General features: G+C 58.7%; 26 protein-coding genes. 14 read left to right on the top strand and 12 right to left on the bottom strand.

Features of this window, described 5'->3' with window-relative positions:
• Positions 1–121: 121 nt before the first annotated feature.
• The gene (locus dmul_RS01200) at positions 122–2,230 is read right to left on the bottom strand and encodes a molybdopterin-containing oxidoreductase family protein (RefSeq protein WP_020875874.1); all 2,109 of its coding nucleotides are present in this window, start codon (positions 2,228–2,230) and stop codon (positions 122–124) included.
• Positions 2,227–2,730 (bottom strand): 4Fe-4S dicluster domain-containing protein, encoded by a 504-nt coding sequence (locus dmul_RS01195; RefSeq protein ID WP_020875873.1) that lies wholly within the window; start codon positions 2,728–2,730, stop codon positions 2,227–2,229. The genes dmul_RS01200 and dmul_RS01195 overlap by 4 nt, the downstream gene beginning before the upstream one ends.
• 372 nt (positions 2,731–3,102) lie before the next feature.
• On the opposite strand from dmul_RS01195, the gene dmul_RS01190 reads away from it, so the two are divergent.
• The 10 genes from dmul_RS01190 to dmul_RS01145 all read left to right on the top strand — a co-directional run bounded on the left by dmul_RS01190 (position 3,103) and on the right by dmul_RS01145 (position 12,248).
• Positions 3,103–3,846: a GntR family transcriptional regulator gene (locus dmul_RS01190; protein WP_020875872.1), complete on the top strand. Its 744-nt coding sequence runs from the start codon at positions 3,103–3,105 to the stop codon at positions 3,844–3,846.
• Positions 3,847–4,159: 313 nt separating this feature from the next.
• Positions 4,160–4,789 carry a cobalamin B12-binding domain-containing protein gene (locus dmul_RS01185; RefSeq protein ID WP_020875870.1) on the top strand — a complete coding sequence of 210 codons (630 nt, stop codon included), beginning with the start codon at positions 4,160–4,162 and terminating at the stop codon, positions 4,787–4,789.
• A 124-nt stretch (positions 4,790–4,913) separates the two neighbouring features.
• Positions 4,914–6,296, top strand: coding sequence for a monomethylamine:corrinoid methyltransferase (locus tag dmul_RS01180; RefSeq protein WP_020875869.1), 1,383 nt, complete (start codon positions 4,914–4,916; stop codon positions 6,294–6,296).
• A gap of 13 nt (positions 6,297–6,309) precedes the next feature.
• Entirely contained in the window at positions 6,310–7,245 is a 936-nt protein-coding gene (locus tag dmul_RS01175) for a uroporphyrinogen decarboxylase family protein (RefSeq protein ID WP_020875868.1), read from the top strand.
• A 125-nt stretch (positions 7,246–7,370) separates the two neighbouring features.
• Positions 7,371–7,763, top strand: coding sequence for a hypothetical protein (locus dmul_RS01170; RefSeq protein ID WP_020875867.1), 393 nt, complete (start codon positions 7,371–7,373; stop codon positions 7,761–7,763).
• A 1-nt stretch (position 7,764) separates the two neighbouring features.
• Entirely contained in the window at positions 7,765–8,085 is a 321-nt protein-coding gene (locus dmul_RS01165) for a hypothetical protein (RefSeq protein ID WP_020875866.1), read from the top strand.
• Positions 8,086–8,157: 72 nt separating this feature from the next.
• Positions 8,158–9,153 carry a CobW family GTP-binding protein gene (locus tag dmul_RS01160; protein ID WP_020875865.1) on the top strand — a complete coding sequence of 332 codons (996 nt, stop codon included), beginning with the start codon at positions 8,158–8,160 and terminating at the stop codon, positions 9,151–9,153.
• Between the two features lie 251 nt (positions 9,154–9,404).
• Entirely contained in the window at positions 9,405–10,226 is an 822-nt protein-coding gene (locus dmul_RS01155) for an amino acid ABC transporter permease (protein WP_020875864.1), read from the top strand.
• A 167-nt stretch (positions 10,227–10,393) separates the two neighbouring features.
• On the top strand, positions 10,394–11,227 hold the full coding sequence (locus dmul_RS01150) for a transporter substrate-binding domain-containing protein (RefSeq protein ID WP_020875863.1): 834 nt from the start codon (positions 10,394–10,396) through the stop codon (positions 11,225–11,227).
• Positions 11,228–11,366: 139 nt separating this feature from the next.
• Positions 11,367–12,248 (top strand): amino acid ABC transporter permease, encoded by an 882-nt coding sequence (locus dmul_RS01145; RefSeq protein WP_020875862.1) that lies wholly within the window; start codon positions 11,367–11,369, stop codon positions 12,246–12,248.
• A gap of 108 nt (positions 12,249–12,356) precedes the next feature.
• Here dmul_RS01145 and dmul_RS01140 read toward each other — a convergent pair whose 3' ends face one another.
• The 3 genes from dmul_RS01140 to recN all read right to left on the bottom strand — a co-directional run bounded on the left by dmul_RS01140 (position 12,357) and on the right by recN (position 15,091).
• A complete protein-coding gene (locus dmul_RS01140; RefSeq protein ID WP_020875861.1) occupies positions 12,357–12,557 on the bottom strand; it encodes a cold-shock protein in 201 nt (66 codons plus the stop codon).
• A gap of 183 nt (positions 12,558–12,740) precedes the next feature.
• Positions 12,741–13,262, bottom strand: a complete 522-nt coding sequence (cobO, locus tag dmul_RS01135; protein WP_020875860.1) for a cob(I)yrinic acid a,c-diamide adenosyltransferase — start codon at positions 13,260–13,262, stop codon at positions 12,741–12,743.
• 128 nt (positions 13,263–13,390) lie between these two features.
• Positions 13,391–15,091 (bottom strand): DNA repair protein RecN, encoded by a 1,701-nt coding sequence (gene recN, locus dmul_RS01130; RefSeq protein ID WP_020875859.1) that lies wholly within the window; start codon positions 15,089–15,091, stop codon positions 13,391–13,393.
• Between the two features lie 311 nt (positions 15,092–15,402).
• Here recN and dmul_RS01125 point away from each other — a divergent pair, with 311 nt between their 5' ends.
• The 3 genes from dmul_RS01125 to dmul_RS01115 all read left to right on the top strand — a co-directional run bounded on the left by dmul_RS01125 (position 15,403) and on the right by dmul_RS01115 (position 19,382).
• Positions 15,403–15,819, top strand: coding sequence for a hypothetical protein (locus dmul_RS01125; RefSeq protein ID WP_020875858.1), 417 nt, complete (start codon positions 15,403–15,405; stop codon positions 15,817–15,819).
• 341 nt (positions 15,820–16,160) lie between these two features.
• Entirely contained in the window at positions 16,161–18,965 is a 2,805-nt protein-coding gene (locus dmul_RS01120; RefSeq protein ID WP_020875857.1) for a PAS domain-containing hybrid sensor histidine kinase/response regulator, read from the top strand.
• Between the two features lie 45 nt (positions 18,966–19,010).
• Positions 19,011–19,382, top strand: a complete 372-nt coding sequence (locus dmul_RS01115; protein ID WP_020875856.1) for an Hpt domain-containing protein — start codon at positions 19,011–19,013, stop codon at positions 19,380–19,382.
• Between the two features lie 79 nt (positions 19,383–19,461).
• Here dmul_RS01115 and dmul_RS01110 read toward each other — a convergent pair whose 3' ends face one another.
• From dmul_RS01110 to dmul_RS01100, 3 genes are read right to left on the bottom strand one after another with little or no spacing between them, the layout of a single operon-like run.
• Positions 19,462–19,890: a DUF3106 domain-containing protein gene (locus dmul_RS01110; RefSeq protein WP_020875855.1), complete on the bottom strand. Its 429-nt coding sequence runs from the start codon at positions 19,888–19,890 to the stop codon at positions 19,462–19,464.
• Positions 19,880–20,461, bottom strand: a complete 582-nt coding sequence (locus dmul_RS01105; RefSeq protein ID WP_020875854.1) for a zf-HC2 domain-containing protein — start codon at positions 20,459–20,461, stop codon at positions 19,880–19,882. The genes dmul_RS01110 and dmul_RS01105 overlap by 11 nt, the downstream gene beginning before the upstream one ends.
• Positions 20,458–21,060 (bottom strand): RNA polymerase sigma factor, encoded by a 603-nt coding sequence (locus tag dmul_RS01100; RefSeq protein ID WP_052018517.1) that lies wholly within the window; start codon positions 21,058–21,060, stop codon positions 20,458–20,460. The genes dmul_RS01105 and dmul_RS01100 overlap by 4 nt, the downstream gene beginning before the upstream one ends.
• Positions 21,061–21,595: 535 nt before the next feature.
• On the opposite strand from dmul_RS01100, the gene dmul_RS01090 reads away from it, so the two are divergent.
• On the top strand, positions 21,596–22,519 hold the full coding sequence (locus dmul_RS01090) for a DMT family transporter (RefSeq protein WP_020875852.1): 924 nt from the start codon (positions 21,596–21,598) through the stop codon (positions 22,517–22,519).
• A gap of 8 nt (positions 22,520–22,527) precedes the next feature.
• On the opposite strand, the gene dmul_RS01085 is transcribed toward dmul_RS01090, so the two are convergent.
• The 4 genes from dmul_RS01085 to dmul_RS01070 all read right to left on the bottom strand — a co-directional run bounded on the left by dmul_RS01085 (position 22,528) and on the right by dmul_RS01070 (position 26,563).
• On the bottom strand, positions 22,528–23,478 hold the full coding sequence (locus tag dmul_RS01085; RefSeq protein ID WP_020875851.1) for an electron transfer flavoprotein subunit alpha/FixB family protein: 951 nt from the start codon (positions 23,476–23,478) through the stop codon (positions 22,528–22,530).
• A 76-nt stretch (positions 23,479–23,554) separates the two neighbouring features.
• Positions 23,555–24,322, bottom strand: a complete 768-nt coding sequence (locus tag dmul_RS01080) for an electron transfer flavoprotein subunit beta/FixA family protein (RefSeq protein WP_020875850.1) — start codon at positions 24,320–24,322, stop codon at positions 23,555–23,557.
• A gap of 173 nt (positions 24,323–24,495) precedes the next feature.
• Entirely contained in the window at positions 24,496–25,836 is a 1,341-nt protein-coding gene (locus tag dmul_RS01075) for an NAD(P)/FAD-dependent oxidoreductase (RefSeq protein ID WP_020875849.1), read from the bottom strand.
• 85 nt (positions 25,837–25,921) lie between these two features.
• Positions 25,922–26,563 (bottom strand): glycine cleavage system protein T, encoded by a 642-nt coding sequence (locus tag dmul_RS01070; protein WP_020875848.1) that lies wholly within the window; start codon positions 26,561–26,563, stop codon positions 25,922–25,924.
• Between the last annotated feature and the right edge of the window lie 3 nt (positions 26,564–26,566).

Below are 26,566 nucleotides of genomic sequence, written 5' to 3'. Positions count from 1 at the left end.
CCTTAAATTCCGATCCCCCGGGTTCACCCGAACCGAAGCAGCGGCAAAAACGCCGCAACGAGATTGGACCCCGCGCCCCTATCCGAAAACCCGGCTACAAGCTCGACATCCCCGGATCGGATCAGTGATCGTCGATCTCGACAGCTCCAGATCGGGAATCTTCCGGAAACGATATCTTTTCAATACGGACGGGCACGGCTTTCAGGAGGGGAAACCCGCTGATGGGGTCGTTGACGTCGCCGAAGGTGAGAATATTGGCCGGATGGTCTTCCCAGCCGTGGTAAACCTCCACCACCCCGCGACGCAGCTCCGCCCGATGGACGATACGGGCCGCGACCTCGATGGACCCCAGCCGGGAGGTGAGGCGGACCGTCTCCCCATCGGCAATTCCCAGTCCGGCCGCATCGTCGGGATGGATTTCGACCTCGGCCCGGGTGTGGACCAGGCGGAACTTGGCGATATTCTGGTGCCGGGAGTGGTAAAAGAGGGTCATCCGGGCCCCGGTTGTCAACAGGAAGGGGTATTCCTCGGAGCGCTCCCGGATGTGAAGGGGCTGGATGTATTCGGGAATCTCGGGAAAACCCAAAGCCTTGAGGTAACGGGAAGCGAACTCCACCTTGCCCGACGGCGTGGGCAGGGGCGTCGTCTCGTGTTTTCGGAACCGGACCGGCTGATAGACAATTCCCTCGGGATGGGCTTCCAGATCTTCAAGGGAGAGTTCCGACGGTGCCAGAAGATACCGGTTGACGTCGTCCTCGGTTTCCCAGGGGAAAGATTCTTCGCCGAAGCCAAGGCGGTGGGCCAGGTCGTGCCAAAGCCGATATTCGTTATGGATGCCCGGAATTTCAGCCACCTTTTGAGTCAGATAGACCCGGTGGTACTTGATGTTGCAATGGATCTCGGATCGCTCGAGGAAGGTTTCGGCGGGCAGAATGTAGTGGGCCAGCCGGGCGGTCCGCGTCAGAAAAAAGTCGTTGACCACGAGGAGATCGAGATTCCGGAGCGCGCGCTCGACCTTGAGGGTGTCGGGGTGGGTCACCACCGGATTGGCGGCGGTGATAAGGAGCCCCTTGAGGGGATACTCGCCCAGGCCGAGCATGTAGTCCATGGCGGTCATGGTGTGACCCTCGCCGGTGAAATCGTAAAGCACCGGAAACCGATCGGCGCCGATGGGCCTCGGCCCTGACAGGAGTTGCTCCCGCCGGGGCGAGAGATCCGACAGCGGCATCTTTTCAGGCCAGTAGAGGCCACAGTCGATGTCGAGCGCCCCACAGAGGCAGGAAAGGATGGTGATGGCCCGAATATTGTTGACGCCGTTTTCATGATGCTCCAGGCCCGTGCCCATATAGATGCTGACCTTCGGCAGACGCTCAACCAGCATATCGGCGATGGTCCGCACGACGTCGGCGTAGATGCCGCTTTCGGCTTCCACGACCGCCGGGGTGAACCGCTCGGCATAGGCGGCGATTTTTTCAAAACCCACCGTGAAGCGATCCACGAAATTTCGGTCGTATCCGCCGGATTTGATAAGAAGATGGATGAGGCCCCACGCCAATGCGCCGTCGGTGCCCGGGCGGGGCTGAGCGAAGATATCGGCCCAGCAGCCGATGGGGTTGAGGCGGGGATCGATCACCACCAGACGGGCGCCCTTGCTCCGGGCATCGGCGAACTCTTTCATAAAGGGCGGGTGGCACACGGGAGGATTGCTGCCCAACAGCAGGATGAGGCGGGCCGAGGCAAAGTGGGGATAAGGATTCCAGAACCCCGTAACCAGGCGATTGCCCAGGTAGCGACCGTTGAAACAGGACGAATCGTTGGAAAAATAATTGGGCGATCCAAAGCCGTGGATGAAGCGGCGGACATACCCTTCCTGCTGAAGAAAACCGACGCCCTCCCCTTTCCAGACCCCCACCGACCGGGCCCCGCACCGGGCTTTGAGGTCCGCCATGCGCGCCGCGATCTCATCCAACGCCTGTTCCCGGTCGATGGCGATGAAAGATCCGTCAGACATCCGTTTGAGGGGGCGATGGATCCGGTCGCGGTGATAGAAGTGCTCCAGAGCGGTCTTTCCGCGAGGACAGATCCGGCCGTCGTTCACCGGATTGCTTTTCCCCGGAAGAATATCGGTCATGATGCCGTCCCGAACGACAACATCGATGCTGCAGCGGGTATTGCACATCCGGCAGAGCGTCTTGACCGTGCCGTTGCTGATGACCGTTCGCGCCTTCATTCCGATGTCACGTCCTTCTTTTCCACGGCACGGATCAATAAGGTCGTTTCGGACTTGTCCCGGACCTGGCGGCGCTTGATTTCCGCCAGTTCGTTGAGATCGCCGAAATGGAGCGCCTGGGCCATGCACACCTGGACGCATTCGGGACTGCCGCCGCACAGATCGCACTTGGCCGCGACCCGAATCCGGGGCTCCATGTTGATGTTGCCGAAAGGGCAGGCAATGACGCAAACGCCGCATCCGACGCACACCTGCTCATTGACCACCACCGCCTGGGTTTCGGGATCCCGGGAAAGGGCCCCGACCGGACAGGCCTTGAGACATGCCGCGGACCGGCACTGAAGGCATGTCGACGTAAAGATCTTGCGCCGGTCCATGTCCACCGACACCCAGATGTTGGGGGTTTGTCCGTTGCATTTCCGGGCCTGATGAAAAATACAGACACGCTGGCAGCTCATGCATCCCAGACATCGGTTGACATCGACATAGACCACCTTCATCGGGCGGTGTCTCCCCTCGCAACCTGCCGACGGACATTTTCCCGTCGACGGGTGTTTTTCAGAAAAAAGTTGTATATACAGAACAAATAATTTTTAAGCCCATTGTGAACGACTGTCAAGGAGAAAATACCCCTCGACTTTTGACAGAAAAAATAATATGATGGTGTAATTTAAAAGTGTTAAAATCCTTCACATCACAGCGTTCCCCGGATCTTGGCCCGTATAGACAGGTTTCGCCCCGGACTTTCGCGATGGCGCCCGGAAACCGCTGCCGGCGGAAAACGACCGATTCCCGTCGCATCGCGGCTGAACACCGGAGCGTTTCGTCAAAAAGATACGACAAGGGGGGATTGCATCGACGGAAGGACAGCCATGACAACGACGAAAAAGGCACCCAAATACCAAAAAATCAAACAGTATGTGCTCCAGGGAATCGCATCGCACAATTTCATTGACGGCGTTCCTTCGGAAAACCAGCTGGCGGAAAAATTCGCCGTAAGCCGGATGACCGCCCGGCGAGCCCTGGACGATCTGGAAAGAGAGGGCTCCGTCGAAAGAATTCCCGGGAAAGGAACCTTTGTCCGTCGCTCCGGACACTACACCCAGGGGTTTTTCCGGGTGCGGCCCTTTCGGAAATGGGCCGAGGACCTGGGCGCCGACCTTCGAACCGAGGTGCTTGAGTCCCGGGTCGTCGACCCGCCCGAGGAGATCGCGGAAACCCTCCGCTATTCGGGCCAGATGATCCGGCTTTGCATCATCAATTATCTCAACGACATGCCCGTCCGGTATGCCGTCCGGTATCTCCGCGCCGACCAGTGCGCCGACATCTTGTGGGAAAACCTGGCCGAAAACTCCATTCACGACATTCTCATCAACAAATATCGCCTGCCGCTGACACGGATCAGCCAGTGCATGACCGCAGTCGGGTTGCCGGAAAACCTCTCCGACCTGTTCGGTGAAAAACCGGGATATCCGGTCTTTTATTTTCAGCGCACCGTCTATTCCTGCGAATCTCCCGTGACCTACGTAGAGTATTTCATGCGGGGCGACATGGCCTTCAAGGATACCTTCACCCCCATGCTCGAAGCGGGGGATTTCCATCCGGAGACGTCCTGACCCCCCGCCTCGGCTGTATAATCAGGCAGCGTCCGCTCTCCGAGGGCGGAGAGACCTTCCGGGAAACACCGCACGGCTGAGATTTCAAGTCCATCCATATCGAGAGCGGGAGGTTTGGAAGGCTTTTCCCGCTTCGACGCCCTCGACGACATCGGTCCCTCCCGTCTTTCAGAAAAAGATATTGACAAACCCGCCGCCGTCCATCTATGAATACGCAAGCTGTATATACAGCTGAGCAACCCAATCCAATCACTGACGATCGCGCCCAATCCGGCCCGGTCGCCGATCAACCTTCTCTGAAAGGGAACGGACGATGTCACTGGAAGCCCTGAGCAAGCTCGTCGAAGACGGGGAGAGCGAGGACGCCCGGGAAGCGGCGAAGCAGCTGCTGTCGGGGGGGCGTGATCCCCTCGAGATGATCGAATGCATGACCCGAACCATGGCCCGCGTCGGAGACCGGTTCGCACGGCTCGAAATCTTCCTGCCGGAGATCATGCTCGCCGGCGAGGCCCTGTCCGCCGTGGTTGATGAAATGGCGCCCCACCTCGAAAAGGCCGGGGGACGCCAGATCAAGGGCAAGGTGGTGTTGGGGGTGGTCAAGGGAGATCTCCATGAAATCGGCAAAAATATCGTCAAGCTCATCCTGGAGACCAACGGATTTCAGGTCAAGGACCTGGGCTACAATGTCGATGCGCTGACCTTCGTCAAAGAAGCGGAGGCCATGGGCGCGGACATCATCGGCGCCTCGTCTTTGATGACGACGACCATGCCCCGACAGAAGGAGATCATCGATATTCTGAAGGAGATGGGCCTCCGCGATCGCTACAAGGTGATTATCGGCGGCGCGCCGACCTCGCGGCTCTGGGCCGACAGGATCGGCGCAGACCTTTACTGCCCCGATGCGCGGTCCACCCCGGACCTCATCGCCGAACTGCTGAAATAATGCCCTCGGCCTGAAAGATGTCTGGCTGACGGCAGAGACGACCTCGGGAGCGGCGCCGTCAATCCCCGCGACCGCCGGCACCTGAAATCCGCGTTGCGCCGCACATATCCAAGGAGGACACAAGATGTCGACCGCCTATCGCATGTGGGAGATCCTGGACCGGGCCAAAACCGGGCCCTTCATGGAAGAGGAGGCGTTTCTCCCGAAACGCTTCACCCCCACCCTCAGGAGGCTGATCAAAAAATACGAAATCCGATACGATCCGGCGACCCCATGCCCCGCCGACGACGCCATGGCCGACCGCATATGGCAGGCAGGCTGGGAGCTTTTCCGTGAGGTGGGATACTACAATACCGACACCCATCGCATCATTCAGGTGTCGGACGAAGAGATCGGCGAGGCCCTCTACACCGCCCGGGATTGCTATTGGGTGGGGGCCGGCAGGGACGGTCGGCGCTTCGCCCATCGCAAGGTGGAGGATCGGACCCCGCCCTTTTGCATCATGAGCCCGGACATCACGGTGGATGAAAAATACCACGCCTCCATGTGCATGGCCTACCTGAAAGAGCCGCTTTTGGACGGGCTCTGCGGCCCCATCCTGGAAGAGACCTTCGGCCGCCTCATCGAATCCGCCGGGCCGACGGAGATCAGCGGCTGCATCCAACACATCTACAACCAGAAGATGGCAGCTCGGCTCCTGGGCCGTCCGGACATCTTCATGGTGGCCGTCGGCACCGCCGAGCACGACACCGGCCAGATCGCCGTCTCCAACGAGCAGTGGGGCGTTCAAAAAACCGATGCCCGGCTGGTGGGAGGGCTCACCGAGTTCAAGACCGCCGATACCCTTCTCAACCGATCCCTCCATTACGCCCAGTACGGCTGCTACACCGGCCATCTCACCGGCCCCATCTACGGCGGCTGGTGCATGGGTTCCGAAGGCACGGCCGTCACCATCGTGGCTTACAGCCTCATCGGGCTTGTGGTTCACGGCGCCATATTCAATCAGCATTTCCCGTTCCATCTCAATCTCGGCGCCAACACCACCCGGGAACTGCTATGGGCCATCGCCATGGCCGGACAGGCCCTGTCCCGAAACAGCAAGCTCATCTACACATCCAACGGATTCGCCAACGCCGGCCCCATGACCGAGATGCTTTTTCGGGAGACCGCCGTCCATGCCATGGTATCGACGGTCTGCGGATGGAACCTCTGGGAGATGGCCTCCGCCCGGAACAAATACCGGAACCGGGCCACGCCCCTGGAGGCCCGGTTGGGATGCGAGGCCGGACACGCCGTAGCCCACGGAGGACTCACCCGGGAGCAGGTGAACGAGATCGCCCTCAGGCTGCTCGCGACCTATGAGGACCAGGCGGCCGAAGCGCCCATGGGTGCTGAATACGCCGAGTGCTACGACGTCGACAGGGCCGTCCCGACCATGGAACATCTGGACATGTACCGGCGGGTCAAAGACGAAATCGCAGCCCTGGGCGTCCCATTCCCTTATTGAAGAAGGAGTGATCATGGCCAAACAGCTGCTCATCGACGCCACCCTGGGACGACGGACCGCCATACCGCCCTGGGTGCCGTATGCCGGCGTCAACTGCGCCCACCTCATCCGGGAAAAGGCGGACCGCTATTTCAGGAATCCCGATCTGATGGCCAAAGGCGTAGTGGAAGCGGCCCGGACCTACCGGGCCGACGGCATCCCCCTCCTCTTCGACCTCTCTCTGGAAGCCGAATCCGTGGGGTGCGGGGTGGAGTATTGGGAGGACAACGTTCCCTCGGTGCGGACCCACCCCTGCGACAAGCAGCCCCCTGAGGTGGTGGGCCTCGCCCTGCCCGAAAAAGACAGCGGCCGTTGGCCCGTGGTTTTCGAGGCGGCAAAAATCGCCAGGCCGCAACTCGATGCAATGGACTGCGCCATGCTGGGCCTCATGACCGGTCCCCTGACCCTGGCCTCCCACCTGGCCGGAGTCCGCATCTTCACCGCCGTCAAAAAGGATCCGGCTTTCGCCCATGCGGTCATTCGCTTCGCCGGAGAGATCGGCGCGCGTGCAGCGGCGTTCTATGTGGAGATGGGCTGCGACGTCATCGCCATCGTCGACCCGGTAGCCTCCCAGATCCGTCCCGAGACCTTTCGGGAGTTCGTCACGCCCAATTGCGCCGCCAGTGTCCGAACCATCCACGCAGGAGGGCGCGCCTCCTCCTTCTTCATCTGCGGCGACTGCACCAAGGTGGTGGAGGCGGTATGCGACGTCGGCACGCATGCCTTTGCCGTGGACGAACAGATGAATCTCAATTTCATCCGTGACATCGCCCGGAAACACGGAAAAGGTTTCGGCGGCAACCTCAAGCTCACCCTGGCATTGAGCCTCGGGCTCATTTCCCCCAGGGAGGATGCCCTTATCAGCCTGGCGGCAGGGGGGACCCACGGCTACACATTCGCTCCCGGCTGAGACATCCCCTTCGATACTCCGGCGGAGCATCTCATTCAGGCTGTTGAAGCCCGGACATTTTTCGACGAATATTATCCCAAGTATCCGGCGCCGTAATCCGGTCCCGCATCCAGGAGCGCCCTGCCATGACGGAAAAAATCCATATTGACGTCCTCACGCTGGACAGCGTCCAGTGCGCCGCCTGCGGCTACATGATGGAGTCCATCGCCGCTCTGCCCCCCCAAATCCAGACGCTGATCGAATATCGGGAGTGGTCCGTCAAAACCGCCGAAGGCGTCGCCCGCTTCACCGCCCTCAGGGGCAAGGTGCTGCCCACCATCTGTATCGAGGGCGATCTCGTCTTCCAGAGCATCATCCCTCAATACGAGGAGCTCATCGACGCTCTGGCCGCACGGGCCCCCGGCGAGGCTGTCCGGGATCGGCTTCTCTCCCTGCGGGATGCCGGATTCGATTTTGATCGGATCAAGGAGAATCTGGAGAAGGCCGGGGCCGGCCGCAACACCCGAACCGGGAAATGACATGGCGGCACTGCTGATCGAGGTGACGTTCAAACACCAGGCCTATCTTCCCAGTCGGCTCATGAGCGACGCCGTATCGGCCGTGCTGCCCCGCTACGGGGATCGGGTGGCCTATCGGCCGGTGGACCTTGGATCACCCGCCGGTCGGGATCGATTTCTGCGCCTCTCCGTCGACCTGTTCGGCGAAACGGCCGTATTCCGGGGTCTCAAGCTGGCACCCATTCCAGGCCTGTTCATGAACGGTCGGCTTGCCTTCGACATCATACCCCCTCAGGACGATCTGGAGGCGGCCATTGAAGACAGGCTGAATACCGGGATCTGAAAGCCGACGCAGCATCCGCCCCCTCGATCTTCGGTTTTCAATCTATCCACCTGAATCAAGGAGCTCTCCGTCATGAACACCGTCATCGATGTTTTCCTGATCACCGGTTTTCTGGGCAGCGGCAAGACGACGTTTCTGAACCATTTCATAGATGCGTTCCCGCCGGAGCGAAAACTCACGATCCTCATGAACGAATTCGGGGAGATCGGCATCGACGGCATCCTCGTCGAAGGGGACGATCTGGACATCCTGGAAATCAATCGAGGCTCGATTTTCTGCGCCTGCGTCAAGACCGACTTCATCAAGGGGCTCGTCAGGATCCTTGAGGATATCCAGCCCGACATTCTGGTCATCGAGGCCACCGGAACGGCGGATCCCGGAGACATGAAACGGGATCTCAGGCTGCCGATTTTCCGAAACCGGTTTCACTTCCGGGACCAGATCTGCATCATCGACGCCGCGAGCTTTCCGGCCGTATACGAGACCTTCGCTTCGGTGGAAAAGCAGATGACCGCCGCCACCTGCTTCGTCGTCAACAAGATCGATCTGGCCAAAACACTGGAGATTGAACGCATCCGGGAGATCATCCACAGGCATCATCCGGATCCGACCGTCTTCGAAACCGTCTTCGGAAGGATCCCCGTCGGGCGGTTCACGACATGTCGAAATGAAGCGGATGCGAAGACATCCTTCGCCAAAACGATCCGCCGCGAGGCAGACGTCGAGGCGGCCATAGCAGCGCTGCTGAAAGACCCGTTCCGGGTCACTCTCCCGCCGGATGCGCTCTCTTCCACCGTCTGGACCCTGAAGGAAGCGACGACGGAAGCCTTCCACGCCCTGGTTCGACAACTGCCGTCCCGACTCTTGAGGGCCAAAGGATTCGTTCGCCTGAACGGAGAGATCCGCCTCTTCAACTGGGTTATGGGCCGGCCGGAGATTATAGCGGCCGACACCCGGGAAATCCCGGATCACATCCTGGGCCGCCTGGTCTTCATCGGATCGGCCGACGTTCTCCGTGAGTTGTCGACGCTCGGCCGACATCACCCCCTCGTTCTGGAACCGGCCTGATCCGGAGTTTCGCGACGTCCCTGCGGGCGCGCGGTCCATGTTCTGAAAAACATCTTGACAAGAATGGGTATTCTGGCCAAGATAAAAGCTGTTTCGTTCGGGGGCGGGCGGATAATCCCCGATCAACGGCCGGGATTTACATGGACGGCATCCGCGGATCGGCGCATCTTGTGACATCGGGAAGCCCGGCACATCAGGCGCTCGGAGATCCTACAGGTGCTTAACCACTGGCAGTCGACAAACGGGCAGAGATGACAACGGCACCCCTCCACCTACGAAACAAAGACCGGCGAAGAATCATCCGATCCCCCCTGTTCGATGTTTTCCAGTTCGCCGTTCTGATGATCGTCGTTGTCTGGTTTTTTACCGAGAGCACGGGGAATCTTGGGTACAACTGGCAATGGTACCAAATTCCCCAATATATCGTCACCCGAAGCGACAGCGGTCTACAGGCGGGGCCATTGCTCCAGGGACTCGTGGTCACCTTCCACATCTCGGCCGTCAGTCTGGTGCTGGCCTTTGCCATCGGGTTGGCGACGGCCCTGTTCCGTCTCTCGAATGCCTTCGTGGCCCAGATTCTGGCGCGGTTCTATCTGGAAACGAGCCGCAACACCCCTCTCTTGATTCAGCTTTTCTTCATCTATTTTGTCGCGGGACCGGTTCTGGGTTTGGGACGATTCCCGTCCGCGGTTCTGGCGCTCAGCCTCTTCGAAGGCGCCTACGCCTCTGAAATCTTCAGAGCGGGGATCGTCTCCATTCCCCGCGGTCAGTGGGAGGCAGGATACAGCCTGGGTCTCAGTAGGTTTCAGATATACCGAACCATCGTTCTTCCCCAGGCCGTCCGACGGACGCTGCCCCCCTTGACCAGCCAGGCCATTTCGTTGATCAAAGACTCGGCGCTGGTCAGCACCATCGCCATTTACGATCTGACCATGCAAGCCCAGGCCATTATCTCCGAAACATTTCTCACCTTTGAACTCTGGTTCACCGTGGCCGCCATGTATCTGGCAGTGACGGTGACCCTTTCCGTCATCGTCAACATCATGGAGAAGCGCTTCAAGGTGATCACCTGATCTCCGGAAAGGACAGGCGTGGAACGGCAGTTCGTGAATACCACGGCGTCACGGGGCGCATTGATTTTCAGCAACCCCACCCCGTACGGATCGACAGCCGGAAGGCGATGTCGCGGCCGGCGGGACGATACCATCCCCCACGGGAGGATGCATTGAAAGGAGAACACATGAAAAAAACGACGATTTTTCTGCAAGCGGCACTATTGCTCGTTCTGGCGGCCGGCATGGCCGGCTCCGCCGCAGCCGGTAAACTCCAGCAGGAACTGGTTCAGGAAAGCACACTGGAGCAGGTTCTGAAACGAGGCGTCCTTCGGGTCGGCATGGATACCTTCGAACCTTGGGCCATGAAGGATAAGAACGGCAACTTCATCGGATTCGAGATCGATGTCGCCAAACGGCTGGCCGAGGACATGGGTGTAAAAGTGGAATTCGTACCCACGAAATGGTCGGGTATCATCCCCGCCCTCCTGACCGGAAAATTCGACGTGATCATCGGCGGGATGGGCATTCGTCCCCAGCGCGCGCTCAAAGTCAACTTCTCCATTCCTTACGATTACTCGGGCATGGCGATCGTCGCCCACAAGGAAAAGGCAGCCGGCTTCAAGTCTCTGGAGGACTTCAACAAGCCCGAGGTCCAGATCGCTTGCAAGCTGGGCACCACCGCCGTAATGGCCGCGAAGAAATTCATCCCCAAAGCGACCCTGCGCCTGTTCGACGACGAGGCCCAGGCCTATCAGGAGCTGCGGAACGGGAACGTCCATGCAGTGGTCGGGTCCGCGCCCCGACCCGCCTATGAAACACTGGCATATTCGGACACCCTGTTTCTGCCGATCCAGGGGACCTTCACCAAGGAGCCCATCGGTTTTGCCCTGCGCAAGGGCGATTTCGACACCCTCACCTTCTTCAACAGCTGGATCACTCATGTCACCGATGAGGGGTGGTTGGCCGAAAAACACCATTACTGGTTCGATACCCGGGACTGGGCGAACCTGATTCAATGAGCCGCATCGTCTCCGGCCTCCCGACGATGGAGGCCGGCGGCGGCGATCCGTACCAGGGATGGGGCGATTCGACCGCATTCCCTTACTTCAAAGACGCGGCTGTTCGTCTGAAACCGCCTGAAACGGAAACGATTCCCCTGTGCACAAAAAACCATCCAAGATCTCTCTTCTCGACATCACAGTCATTCTCATCATCGCGACCCTTGCGGGGTACATCGTCTGGCGACTGACCATGCAGCTCAACTACAAATGGAATTGGGGCATCATCCCCACCTATCTCGTCCGGCGCGATACCGACGGCCATTGGGTCGCCAATATCCTCCTGGAAGGGCTCTGGACGACGCTTCGCCTCAGCATCTGGGCCACCCTGCTTGCGGCGATTCTCGGATGGTTCATGGGTATCATGCGGACAACCCGAAGGCTTTTCAACCGCCTGATCGCCCGCACCTACGTGGAGCTGATCCGCAATATGCCGCCGCTGGTTCTGATCTTTATCTTCTACTTTTTCGTCAGCGATCAAATCATGCCGATTTTGGGGGTTGACGCGTTCATCCGGTCCCGCTCCCCGCAAACCCAGAAATGGCTGGCAGTCTTTTTGGCCGAACCCAATCGCTTCACCGCCTTTGTTTCCGGCGTCGTCACCATCGCGGTATTTCAGGGGGCCTATATCACCGAAATCGTCAGATCCGGTATCCAGGGCATCGAGAGGGGTCAGTGGGAGGCCGCCGAGGCCTTGGGATTTTCCTGGGTCCAGAAGATGCGCCACGTCATTCTGCCTCAGGCCGTCAAACAGGTGCTGCCGCCCCTGGCCAACGAATTCATCAACACCATCAAGTATTCATCCATCGCATCGGTCATCTCCATCCAGGAACTCACGTTCCAGGGGCTGCAAATTATGGCCGCCACCCATGTCACCATCGAGGTCTGGCTTACCATCACCGCCATGTATCTCGTCATCTGCCTGATGCTGTCCATGGCCGTCCATCGCTTGGAGCGGCATCTCGCTCGAAAGGGCGCCTGAGGCCTCATCGGAATGGAATTCGGCAACGGTACCCCGTAAAACGACAAAAGGGCACCCCCCGCTTCGGGGAATGCCCTTCTAAAATCGAAAAATCAGTCAGCCCGCAGGTTACACGGTCTTGACGTTCACCGCGGCGGGACCTTTCTGGCCCTGCTCGATGTCAAAGGTGACGCGGTCGCCTTCATTGAGGGATTTGAAACCGGTGGCATTGATTCCCGAGTGATGTACAAATACATCCGGTCCGTTTTCCTGCTCGATGAAACCATAACCCTTGCTGCTGTTAAACCATTTTACGATACCATTCGCCATCGTGACTTGCTCCTTAAACTAAAAAAAAATTGATGTTCCTCATGTTCCTAACCTCGGGATGCCACTTTGACAAATGGGTCTTCCTTCAGTAATGAAACTGGCCGCACCATTATCCCGGCCATTTTTGAGTTAAACTATATTAGTGCCTGCTCGAAATAAAGTCAAGCAAATAATCGACAGTCATCAATATTCAATCCCCTTCTGGGCCGAAACACCTTCGGCGAAAGGGTGTTTGACCGGATGCATCTCCGTCACCATATCCGCCGCGGCCAGGAGTTTTTCAGGCGCATCCCGTCCGGTGATCAGAACATGCACGTTTTCGGGCCGTTGTTGAAGAAACGCGATGACTGTGTCTTCATCGAGCATACCGTACTTGAACAAATAGGTCATTTCATCCAGGATCACCAGCCGATATTTGCCGGAAGCGATTCTTTCCTTGGCCGTCTCCCAGGCCGACAAAGCCAGGGCGGTGTCTTTTTTAAGGTCGTCGGATTTCCAGGTGAACCCCCGGCCCATCACGTTGAAATCGATCAGGTCGGCCAGGCGAGCGGCCGTTTCGATCTCACCACAGGCCCAACTGCCCTTGATAAACTGAATTATGGACACCTTGAACCCATGCCCGACAGCCCTGAAGGCAAGCCCCAGGGCTGCGGTGGTCTTTCCTTTTCCATTGCCGGTGTTGATCATCAACAGATTTTTTTTCATGCCGTTCCTGTTTTTCAGGGGCGTCATCCGATGGAACCCCATATCCGGTCGCAAGCGGCCGTTGTCATCGTCGCCGATGGGGCGCCGTCCCGCTTCATGCGCTTTGCGATGAGACCGCCATGCGTTGCCTATCGGTTTTCAAACATCTCCCGGGCATGGTCGAGGGTGGCCTGGGTCATTTCCACGCCGCCCAGCATACGAGCGAGTTCCCGGATCCGCTCCGCTTCGTTCAGAGGCTGGATGACCGTTCGCGTTCGGCCTTCGTGGACGTTCTTGGCAATGGCGAAATGGTGATCGCCAAACTTGGCAATCTGGGGGAGATGGGTGATACAGAGGACCTGATGATGCCCGGCCAGGGCAGCGAGCTTTCGGCCCACGATCTCGGCTACGCCGCCGCCGACGCCGGCGTCTACCTCGTCAAAAATAAGCGTCTCCACAGACGCCGTTGCGGCGAGGATCGCCTTGAGCGCCAGGACAACCCGCGACAGTTCACCCCCCGACGCAATGGACGAGAGCGGCTTCAGCGCCTCTCCCACGTTGGGCGCCATCATAAAAACCGCGCGGTCGATACCGGTCTCCCCCACGGCCCCTTCCTCCCAGACCAGCTCGGGATGGGTCGCCTCAGTTGTCGGAATGCGGCTCATCTCAACCTGGAATCGGGTGCCGGCCATCCTGAGCCGCTCAAGTTCCGCCTCGACCTTCCCTGCCAGATCACGACCGATATCGGCCCGCCTCCGGGAAAGTTCCCGTGCCGTCGTCAACAATACCTGTCGATCCCGGACCAATCTTTCCTCCGCTGCCGCGATCTCATCGCTCAAGCCGTCTATTCCTGCAAGCGCCCTGTCGATTTCGGTCAGACGCTCCGTCACTGAAGCGAGGGAGCCGCCATACTTGCGCATGAGAAGGCGGAGACGGTTGAGACGGTCGTCCACGGCTTCAAGCCGCCCCTCATCCACATTGATCGCGCTCAGGTAGCCTCTCAACCCTTCCACGATATCCTCGATACGGAAGGTTGCATCGGCAAGCCCTTCCGCCCGCGGTATCAGCTCCGGATCGATCCGCGCAACCTTCTCGAGCTGTTTCCTGATTTCGATCAGGCGTTCCACAACGGCGCCCTGACCGCTGTAGAGCGCTTCGATGCCGGAGTTCACCGTCTCAAAAAGCATCTCTTTGTTCTTTAACAGCAGCAGTTCCCGTTCCAGCCGCACATCCTCGTCGGCCTGGATATCGGCCGACAGAATCTCCTGCCGTTGGAAGGTCAGAAGATCGATCTCTTCGGTCCGTCGTGCCTGTTTTGCCTTGAGCGCCGCCACCTTCCGGATGAGGGGCTGGATCCGGCCAAACCGTTCTGCCACGACCTTCCGGAGAGACATGAGGCCGCCGAACCGATCGAGGATAAGGAGGTGTTGCGTGGCATCGAGCAGACCCTGATGAGCGTGTTGACCTGAAATGCTCGCCAGGTTCTCCGATATGGCGGTAAGCAACCGGATGGTAGCGAGACGATGGTTGATGTAGATCCGATGCCGGTTGTTTTGAGCGATAATGCGGCGAATCAATAGGCCTTCAGCGGGATCGAGATCGTTCGCCGCCATGACATTCGCCGTTGAGCTGCTTTCGTCGACGTCAAAAAACGCTTCAATTTCAGCTGATTCCTCTCCGGTCCGGATAAAGGCCGTGGCGGCCCGGCTACCCAATATGAGATTCATAGCATTGATGATGATCGACTTTCCGGCGCCGGTTTCACCACTCATGATGGTCAAACCGGCATCGAAGCGGATCCGTAAGTCATCAATAATCGCGAAATTTTTGATGGAAAGTTCCCGAAGCATGGCTGAAGCGCAATAACAATCTTGAAATACTGGTCAATGAGGTTCTTTTTGTGGGTATCTCACACCCGAAGGGTTTTGTAAAGGGGATCCAGGGCACCATCGGCGCTCCCGAACATTCCGTATCCTGCAGTCGCTGCCGCAAAAAGCGCTTGAAGTTGTCAGCCGCCCGGTGTAGTGTTTTTGTGCTATATCCAATATATTCAACTTTCGACCTTCATGATGGGGCGCGGGTGTATCCTCCCGGCACCGGCCTGTGAAAGTCGAAAGTTGAACAATATAGTGATATCCATCATGTCGAGAAAGGAGATTATATGACAACCGAAGCCCAACCCACCCTAGCGGAATTCATCGACAATTGGGAAGAAACTTCCGAAGGGAACCGAAAGGCCTTTCTGAGGCTCAAAGCCCACCTGGCCGCAAAAGACGGCGCCGTACTGACCTTCATTCCCCGAAAGGGCGTTACCTATTCCCTGAGGGGCACGCACCCGCGGCAGACCGACAAATCCCTCTTCGTGATGGTCGACGTCATCGAAGACGCCCCCCGGTGGATCTCTGTCTGCTTTTACGGCGAAATGATCACCGATCCCGATGAGTTGGGAGATTTCGTGCCCGAAGGGCTTTTGGGGGAAGACGCCATTTGCTTCGATATCGAGGAGTGGGACGATGCGCAAATCGGGTACATCGAATCCCGGATCGATGAAGCCTTTGACGCTGCATCCAATGGATGACGGATTCCACCCGCGTCCGGACGCCTGAAATGCCCGCGATATCCATCCCTGTCTCCACATTTGGCTTTGACATCGGAACCGGTAATAATATAACTTGCCGTAATGGTATCAAAGCGGCCCGGACACAGCGACGATAAAGATCCGCATGTGATCCGCGACCACCCATACATGATTTCCCTCAAGAACCTGCGTACACGAGCACAGCCGCGAAGAACGCAAAAAAAGGAAACGGATACCCCGGAAAATAAGGGACACCGATCAAACAGCCCAACCTTATCGGTCCCATGACACCGACACGGATAGACACGGGCGGCAATGGCGATATCCCCGGAGGAAACGTCATGAACAGAAGAATTTTGATAGCGGATAACGATCCGAAATCCGTCGACCGGTATATGGATATTCTGGCCGGGGCCCGAACCGCCGTCAATCCGAAAGATCCGGCAACCGAACGCTTTCAGCTGCTCTTTTTCCCAGACGGAGACGCCCTCCTCCAGAATTTCAGGAGCGGTTTCGAACGTGGCGAAGCTACCCCGCTCTGCATCATCGACGTAGCCGACAACAATTTGAACCCACTTCGGATTTTTGATAAGCTCGCGGTGATCGACCCTCGGGTCGCGGTCATTGTCACCGCCGAAGACCCTTTGATCGACGCACTGGAAGCCAACTATGCCATTCCCGACAATCTCTATTGCGTCAGGAAACCCTTCGACGGCTATCTGTTTTTCATTCTCGTCACCACCCTGATCCGGGGATGGAACAGCACCAGCCGCCTGAACGACCGGATCCAGAGCCTGGACGCCGCGCTGGAAGGCGCCAACATCGGCCTTTGGTACTGGAACCTGGAGACCCGCACCCAGACCATCAACAGCCGATGGGCCGAGATGCTGGGGTATACCCATAACGAAATCGATCGTGATATCAAGGCGTGGGAACAGATGGTTCACACCGAAGACCTGCCCTATGTCCGAAAACGGATAGAGGCCCATTTCGCATGGGACGCGCCTTTGTACGAAGCGGAATTCAGGATGCGGACCCGGAACGGGGATTGGAAGTGGATCCTGGCCCGGGGGCAGGTCGTCGAATGGGATGCCGACGGCCGGGTCCTCAAGGTGGCCGGAACCCACATGGACATCAGCGAGCGCAAACTCTTCGAAAGGGATCTCAAACGTCAGCGGGCGCTCCTCTATTCCCTCATCGATTCGATCCCCGATCTGATTTTCTACAAGGACCTGAAAGGGGTCTATCTGGGGTGTAATCCGGCTTTCGGAAAATTTGTCGGCTTCCATCGGCAGGATGTGGTGGAAAAAACCGATTATGATCTGTTTTCCAAGGAGATGGCCGACTTCTTCAGGGAGCAGGATCGGCTGATGCTCGCCTCCGGTCAACCCCGCAGCAACGAGGAATGGGTGGACTACCCCGATGGCCGCCGGGTGCTCCTGGAAACCCTCAGAACGCCCTATTTCGGACCCTACGGCGAAATTCTGGGTCTCGTCGGCATCAGTCGCGACGTGACGGACCGGAAGCAGATGCAGGAAGAACTGAAAAGAGCCAAGGAGAGCGCCGAAAAAGCCAATCAGACCAAAAGCGAATTTCTGGCGGGGATGAGCCATGAAATCCGGACCCCCATGAGCGGGGTTATCGGTATGACGGAGCTTCTGATGGAGACAAACCTCGATCCCGAGCAGGCAAAGGGGCTGGAACTGATCCACAACAGCGCCCACTCCCTGCTTTCCATCATCAATGATATTCTTGACATCTCCAAGATCGAGGCCGGAAAAATCGAGCTCGAGACCATCGACTTCGACCTGAGGGGCATCCTCAGGGATATGAACGGTCTCATGGCCGTCAAGGCCGCTGAAAAATCTCTTTCCTACCGATGCGTCATCGATCCGGACGTGCCGTCCCTGCTGAGAGGCGATCCCGGTCGACTCCGGCAGGTCCTCATCAACCTCATCGGCAATGCCGTCAAATTCACTTCGGACGGCGGCATCACCCTCGAGGTTTCATGCAAAACGGAAAACGACATTCAAGCGAGGATCGGCTTCGTGGTGGCCGACACCGGCATCGGCATTCCCGAAGGTCAAGCCGAGCGATTGTTCGAGAAATTTACCCAACTGGATATGTCGACCACCCGTAAGTATGGCGGCACGGGACTGGGGCTCGCCATTTCGAAGCAACTCTGCGAAATGATGGGCGGTGAAATTCACGTAGAGAGCGAGGCGGGAAAGGGGAGTCGATTTCACCTGACCGTTCTGCTGGAAAAGCAACGCCCCGCCGGGGCATCCGCCCCGCCCCCTCGCCGGGAGCACACCCCTTCCGTAGCTGAATCCGTCGAGAATTTTCCCCAACTGACGGCGCCGCCGGAAAAACGGACAGCGGCGGACGGCGCCCCCATCTTGCTCGTTGAAGACAACGAAACGATCCAGTTGGTCAGCCTGGGGCTTCTCAAAAACCTGGGATACACGGCGGACCTGGCGAAAAACGGCAGAGAAGCCATCGATGCCCTCAAGAAAAAAAATTACCGACTGGTTCTCATGGACGTGGAGATGCCGGTCATGGATGGATACGCGGCCACCAGGACCATTCGTGGAAAAGGGTCACCTGTATTGAACCCGGAGATTCCCATTATCGCCATGACGGCCCATGCCATGCAGCGGGACCTGGACCGCTGCATGGACGCCGGGATGGACGGCTATCTGACCAAGCCGGTCAAAAAGCAGAATCTGGCCGCGATTCTCAAGAAGTACGTGGACGAAATTCCGGAGACGACATCGGTGGTCGTCGTCGAGACGCCTGTTTCAGACGAGGACATCTTTGACGAGGCCGGCATTCGGGAGCGGCTTGACGACTGTGATGACCTGATCCAGGTCGTCATGCGAAGCTTCATCGCCAGCTTTCCGGAACGAATCGCCGAGTTGACCGCCGCCTATCAAAGTCGGGACGGTGAAAAAATTCGTGCGGTGGGCCACAATATCAAAGGATCATCCGGAACCGCCGGGGCGACGGCGATCATGAAAACGGCCATGGCGGTGGAAGACGCCGGCAAAAATGGAAATATGAAAATGATCTCCGGATGTATCGATCAGCTGCAGGCCGACTTTACCCGATTGAAAAAGATTCTGGTCGACAAGCGTATTTTATAAGATCTTTCCTTAATCAACTGAATGCGAGGGTGGCGGAGGCAAACCATGAACAGGTCCAAACCGGCGGCCAAATCCGTCGACATGAAAATCGTTCAAGAGATCTTCGGCAACAACCAGGAATTATTGGGCCGATTTTTCAGGGACTTCATGCGGAACTCTCCCCAGATTCTGTCGGATATCAAGATTGCCGTCGAGGCTCGGGATGCCGACGGCATCCGACGCCATGCGCACAAACTGAAAGGCAGCCTCAGGTATCTCGCCGCCGAAGAAGCCATCGCATGCGCATCGGCACTGGAGGAGATCGGCAGGACGGGGAACCTGGCGGCCGCCCAACGCGCCTTCGAGAACCTGGTCGCGGCCTATGAAGATGTCCGGCGCTTCATTTCCGAAGCCCAGGCGGTGTCGACATCCACGTGAGCGCCCACCGTCACCTTCCCGGCCCGGGCCACCCTCACGCTTCCGGAATCGGATCTGATATCGGACGGCCTGTCGAAACCTACTTGAATCGTCCCCGGATGGATCGTTTTTCCTCCCCGGAAAGGGACTCCCAATCCTTCAGCTGCCGTTTGATCCGCTGCCGTTCCTGCGGAGAAAGCTCCCGCCACTGTTTGAATCGTTTCTGATAGAGCCTCTGAGATTCCGGCGGCATCCGGTTCAGCCGATCCATCTTTCTCCGCATCTTCTGCTGCTCTTCCGGTGACAGAGATCGCCATTGGCGGAGTTTCTTCTGAAGGCCAGCCTTTTCCTCAGGTGAGAGTCTTTCGTATCGTTCCCGGCTTTTTCCACCCCGCTTTGCCAGCAGAGTGGATTCGTGAAGACTGACCTCGGTGGGATCGGTCACGGCCAACACTGTTCCCCCCGGATCGAACTGAAAAACGACGCAGATCAGAAATGCGGCCGTCCATTTAGCCGTATCACACCACATGTCGTCGCCTCGTTTCATTCGACCGCCGGTCGTCGCCCATAATGGAGTGGCTTGCCGGCTCAACGGTGCCGGTCTCCGGGGCCGCCGTCATCTGTACGAGCTTCTCGAGATCCTCGAATTCCTCCAGTAGATCCAGGTTCCGGATCACTTCCAGGTCCTCCATGAGGATCCGTTCTTCCTTGCCGGACCCGACCGCCATCTGGAACGGAAGCGGTGCGCTTCGCCATGCCCAGATCCCCCCGATAACGATGATTATCAGGCAGACCGCCGCAGCCCGGGCCCATCCCAAAGCCAACCCGGAAAACATCGCTCCCCTGCCACGGCGCCCGAGCTTCTCCGCTTCCAGGGTGCGCATGATGTTCCCCGACAACCGTGCAGCCTCTCCTGTCGTCAGGACCGAAACCGAATGGGTCTTTGATACCCGACCGATAAGATTCAAAAGCGTATCCCGTTCACCCCGGCACTCGGGACAAACCGACAGGTGTCGCTCCAGGCCGTATTTCTCCTTCGGTTTCAACTCACCGTAGACATCCAGCCACAGCCGTTTTTGATATGCATTGCAAGGCTTCATCTTTCGATTCTTTCATCCTCCCCCCATTCCCTCAACGCCGCTCTGAGGGCGCGGGTCGCCCTGAACAGGTGGGTTTTGACCGTTCCTTGGGCCGCCCCCGTCATACGGGCGATCTCCGACAGCGTCAACCCGTGAAACACCTTGAGTTGAAAGACCGTTCGTTGCTTTTCCGGAAGCGCCGTGAGCGCCTTTTCCAGATCTTGTGAAAGAACGCTCCCGAAAACGGCAGCTTGGGGATCGTCGGCCTCGTCCGTCGTCGCCAATTCCTCGATAGCGGGTTCATCAGACGGCTTCCCGCCAAACCGAAGCCCCCTCCCCGGGAAGAGACGCTCCCACCGAATGCGCTTTCTTCGGCGATCCAGGCATGTGTTGACAAGGATTCGATAAAACCATGTGTAGAAGGAAGATTTACCCTTGAAAGCGCCGATGCCCCCCAGGACTTTCACAAACGCCTCCTGGGTGCAGTCCAGGGCGGCTTCCCGATCTCCGTCGCACAGGGTGCAGGCGATGGCAAAGGCCTTGGACTGATAGCGCAGGATCAACAGCTCCGCCGCCGGCCGATCACCCCGGCGAATCCGCCGCACCAACACTTCGTCCATCGGGACCTGGCAATCCTCCTCATTGTCGGCGCACCGTGTTTCGGCGTTCGCGGGTTTGGTGGATGCACACATCACGAAAGGGCGTCCGATGCCCTCAGGCGCCCCCGAACGCCCGGCGCAGCGCCGCTGTCGCCCTGTCGGTAACGGAAATTCGGTTCGGGGGTATCATGATCGTCCTTTCATTCGATTTCAAACATTTAGACGCATGGGAGAACAAAAGGTTTACTCAGACAATCATTGTTCTCCGGAATCTTCAAATATTCAACTTTCGACTTTCATGATAATGACCGGAAAGAGGTGCCGGGAGGATACGGCCTATGAAAGTCGAAAGTTGAGTTCAAATACATTTCGGGAAGGCGCATGGGCACCTCGAATATTCGAATAAATCGTAAATGGTTGGCCGGAGCCGGCGAGAACGTGCCTTCTTTTTTATCCGCTTGATGACCTGTTGTCAAAAAAAAGATTCTCTGGTAGGAAGACGCAGCTTCCGGAATAAAACGGCAACGACCTGAACCCGACCCGAGTGGAAAAGAAAATGGATTCCCGAACGCTGCGCGCCAACACGCTCCTGATGCTGACGGCCATGATCTGGGGATTTGCATTCGTCGCCCAGCGCATCGGCATGGCCCATGTCGGCCCCTTCACCTTCAACGGCATCCGTTTCGCTCTGGGAGGGCTGTCCCTCATTCCGGTGATGATCGCCGCGGGACGGCCACATCGGGACATCGCTCACCCGTCCTTTCGGTCCGGATCAACAATGCTGATGACCGGCGGCGTTCTGGCCGGAGTCGCTCTGTTTGCCGGTGCGTCCCTTCAGCAGGTGGGCCTCTTGTATACCACCGCCGGCAAGGCGGGGTTCATCACCGGTCTTTACGTGGTTCTCGTTCCCATCGTCGGTCTCGTCTGGAAACAATCCACCGACGTCGGCACATGGTTGGGGGCGTTTCTGGCGGCGGTGGGTCTTTATTTTCTGAGTGTTACCGAGCAGTTCACCATCTCTTTCGGGGACTTCTTAGAGCTTCTTGGCGCTGTGGTGTGGGCCGGCCATGTGCTGCTGATCGGATGGTTTTCCCCAAAAATCAGCGCGATACGCCTGTCATTCATCCAGTTCATGGTCTGTTCGGGGCTGAGTCTCGCAACGGCGGCCGCCACCGAGACGGTGACCCTGCAAGGTCTTGCGGAAGCGATGCCGGCCATCCTGTACGGCGGGATCGGCTCCGTTGGGATCGCCTATACCTTGCAGGTGGTGGCACAGAAACACGCCAAGGCGTCCCACGCCGCCATCATCCTGTGCATGGAATCACCCTTTGCCGCGTTGGGCGGTTGGCTCCTTCTCGATGAGATGATGAGCGGAAGGACGCTGTTCGGCTGCGGCCTCATGCTGTTCGGTATGCTGGTTTCCCAAATCTACCCCCAAATCCTATCCCGGTCGCGCCGGCGCCGGCCCGGAAAAGCCTGAAGCGCTTTCTAACGGCCGCCGCCTTCGAGGACACGGGTCACCTCGGGGATGATGTCAAAAAGATCCCCAATGATGTAGTAGTCGCATTTGCCGATAATGGCGGCATCAGGGTCCGTGTTGACGGCGATGATCATCTCCGAGGACTTCATCCCAGCAAAATGCTGGACCGACCCGGAGATGCCGCAGGCGATGTAAACCTTTGGGTTGACCTTGGTCCCGGTCTGGCCCACCTGGTAGGTATAGGGCACCCACCCCTCGTCCACGGCGACCCGTGAGGCGCCGACGGCGGCCCCCATGGCCCGGGCGCAGTCATGGAGCACCTTGAAGTTCTCACCGCTTTTCATCCCCCGGCCCCCTGAGATGATGACGTCGGCCTCGGCCAGGTCGACGGTGCCGGCTTTGCCGGGCCGCGTGGCCAGGACCGTGAGTCCCGAGGCCGGGGATTCAGGCGCGGCGAAGGGGTGGATCCCGGCCGTCCGGAGCAAGGGAACAGGAGGGACGGCGTTGGCCCGGACGCCGTAGATGTAATGACCGCCCGTCAGTTGGATGTCGGCCATGGCCTTCCCGGAATACTGTGTGGTTCGCGCCACGTTCCGGTCCAGGTCAACGGTCAGGCAATCCATGACCAACGGCGCATCGAGCTGGGCCGCGATGCGCGGCAACAGGTCTCGACCCTGGGGGCTCGTCAGCCCCAGAAGCGTCCCGATCCCGAAGCGGTCCATGGCGTGAACGACGGCATCGGCCCATTCATCGGGGTGCCACGCGCCTTGCGGGGTGGAAATGTCGACAATGTCGGTGACGCCGGATCCCGAAAGCGCATCCCGGTACGCCGGAGTGTCGGCATTCACCACCAGGGCGAACAGTTGGTGTTCGTCGCCGTGGGCCATGGTGATCATCCCGTAGTTGGCGGGCTTGATCTCGTCATCCTTGATTTCAATGAGCAGTCCGATCTTTTTCATGGCGTCATTCCATCTTCATGAGGTTGCGTTGATCGCGCCGGGAACAGGCGTCTGACGGCACGTTGGCACCAGTCCGCTACAGGACCCTGGCCGCTTCTCTGAGGATGCGAACCAGCTCCCGGGCCGCAGCCGCTGGGTTTCCGGTGATCTCTTTGGGGGCGCGGCGCTCCACCACCGGCGCAAGCGAAAGGACTTTCGTGCTTCCGCCGGGCGATGCCGCGGCAAGCTGCTCCAAGCCGATTTTCCTGATCTCCCGCTTGCGGGCCTTGAGAATATCCGGCAAGGTGGGATACCGGGGGGTGTTCAGGCCCCGTCCGACAGCGACGATGCATGGGGTCGTCAGGCGCAGAACGTCCCGGGAGCCCGCCTCCTTCTCGCACTCCACCACAACACCGTCCTCCACCAGGGTGATCTTCACTGCATTGACGGCCGCCGGCGCCCCGAAATGGCGGGCCAGACGGAACATGGTCTGCATGCCCTCGGCGTCGATGGATTCCTTCCCCGTCAGGATCAGGTGGGGTGATCCATCGCCTTTGATGGCCGCTGCGAGCGCCCGGGCCGCCAGCATGCTGTCGACGGGTCCGTCGGTACAGACGAGAATGCTGCGATCGGCCCCCATGGCCATGGCCGATCTCAGGGTGTTTTCGGCGGCAGGCCCGGCCACGCAGACGGCGATCACCTCGGATCCCGGAAGCCGGCTTCTCAGTTTGGCCGCCTCGGTGACGGCGTGCTCGTCGTAGGGGTTCATCAGGAAGGTGATGTTCTCCTCGATCCGGTTCCGGTCCCGAATGGTGATGGTGGCCGCCGAGTCCGGCACATGTTTGACGCAGACATAGATTTTCATGAATCCCATCCCGTTGGTTCAATTGTTTTCCCGTCCCGCGGCGATTCGCGGCAAAACCGCCGGAAACCGTGAGACGATCTGGTCAACAACGGTTTTGCATGCAAAAATGGCCTGTAAAAACAGGCCATTTTTAAATTCATTCAGCGCGCTTTGTCAAGGGTGTCCCCACGGGATCACCCGTTGACGGAGAAGCTGGAGTCGTAATTGATCTCACGCTTTCGGGAGAAAAAGCCCACATCCAGGACCCGGCCGGTGTAGCGCATCTTGAACTGGAAGGGCGTTTTGTCGTGGTCGAGCCCTTGCTTCTCACAGGCATCGATGAGCTCCGCCATCATGGCGCCGACCACCGGCGCGTTCTTGTACTGGTTGCCGCTGGTGCCGACGGCCATGTAGAAGCCGCCCAAATCCGACTTGTCATAGATGGGAATCCAGTCGTCGGAAACGTCGTAGAGATCGCATACGCCCCTGGGCTGATTCGGAACCGGAAGGGTCGGGATCCTTCTTGCCAGACGGTAGCACTGGGCCTTCCACTGCGCTTCGGTCAGCTGGTTGTCCCGGCCGGGGCCGCCCTTGCCGGCATAGAACGCGTCGGGATCGACCCATTCCTTAGGGTCACACTCGGGGTCCTCGCTCCCGATGAGAAACATGTTGCCCACCTCGGGACGGTAATAGCACCCGATGTCGCCGTCGGACATGTGGTAGCCGTCGTTCAGGTAGTCGTAGCCTTCGGGGGAGGGGCAATGCATGACCTCGTGCCGGAGAGCCCTGGTCTTGATGTTGCATCCTTCCCAGACGCCTTCGGCCATCTGGTTGATCTTGAAGGAATGGGGGCCGCCCACGTTGACCACGACGGGAGCGTCGAACTGGGTGCCGTCCTTCAGGGTGATGCCCGTCACCCGGCCGTCCCGGCTCCGGATGTCCACCACCTCTGCGTTGAACATGAACTCGGCCCCGTACTTCTCGGCCGCCCGCATGATGTTGTGGGCGGAGAGGGCCGGATCGTTCACATAACCGCCCTCGGGGCAGAAAATGGCGCCTTCGAGCATTCCGGTCGGCTCATCGAAAAAGGAGGGGTCCTCCGGACGCTTCACCGGCCAGAATTCATGAAGATCGACCACCGGCACCATCTTCAGGACTTCTTCGTTGGTCAGCTCCTTGTATTCCACGCCCACGGCGTCGTAGTGCTTCTTGACCTTCCGCCAGTCATGACCCTGGGATTTGATGAGAAGGGAGCCGGTTTTCATGAACCTGGCCAACCCCTTTTCATCCGCTGCGTTCTCCAGATAATTCTCCCAGTCGTTCCAGTACTTGAATCCCTCGTAGGCAAAGGCCACGCCGTCCTCGGTGGAGTAATGGGCGCGGACGATGGCGCAGGAGCCGGCCGTGGAGCCTTCACCCGCGTCGGGCTGCTTGTCCACGTTCAGTGTCTTGTATCCCTTTTTGGCCAATTCATAAGCGATGGGGGTGCCGATCACACCTGCCCCGATAATGATGGCATCATAAGTTTTAGGCATATTGTCTACTCCTTCTGCAGATCACTTGAATTAAAGAGCGTCTGTCGGTCCGGATACGCCCGAAGGCGCGCGCCCGGCCGCAGCACTATCCGGCCAGGGTCCCCAGCCAGTGGTTAAAACGATTCTCACCCGCGGGTCGGATCCCGAATTCCTGTCCGGCCTCCATGATGGCGTGGACCATGGCGTGGCCGTATCCCCGGGAGCAGGTGAAAATGATGCCGCCGTTGCCGTCGGCGTTCTTCTCCAGGGTCACGATCTGGCAGGGAACGTGGGAGAAGGGGCCCTGCAGCAGAAACGGCGCCGATTTTCCAGGATCGAGGAAATCGAGGGCCGAGAGCTTCTCCGTGATGAAGAAGGCGTTGGGCCCGAAGAGCGCCAGAAAGACCGTCGCCTCGGAGACGTCGGTGTATGCCGGGTCCTCCGGCATGGGCCCGGGAATGCCGGTGAGCTGCCATATCGCCGCCTGGGTGCGGTTCATCCGGTTGATCAGTACACCGTTTTCCAGCGCGCACTGCCCGGGCGTCTCCGGCACCGGAATGTCGTAGGGGCGAAAGTCGGCCAGGTTGGCGCTCTGGAGATCAAGCCGAACCTTGTGACTCAAGTCGACCAGGTAGGGTCCGCTGCCCTCGTCGTCATAGGCCAGAGCTACTTTCCAGTGGTCCCGGATTTCGGTCTGGATCGGCACCTCAGGAAATTGAACGGGGGATTTTCTTTGAATGTCCGCCATAAT

The sequence above is a fragment of the Desulfococcus multivorans genome, from assembly GCF_001854245.1.
GTDB lineage: Bacteria > Desulfobacterota > Desulfobacteria > Desulfobacterales > Desulfococcaceae > Desulfococcus > Desulfococcus multivorans.
The sequence above is the reverse complement of the archived record's forward strand: the minus strand, read 5'-3'. Positions and strand labels throughout refer to the sequence as shown.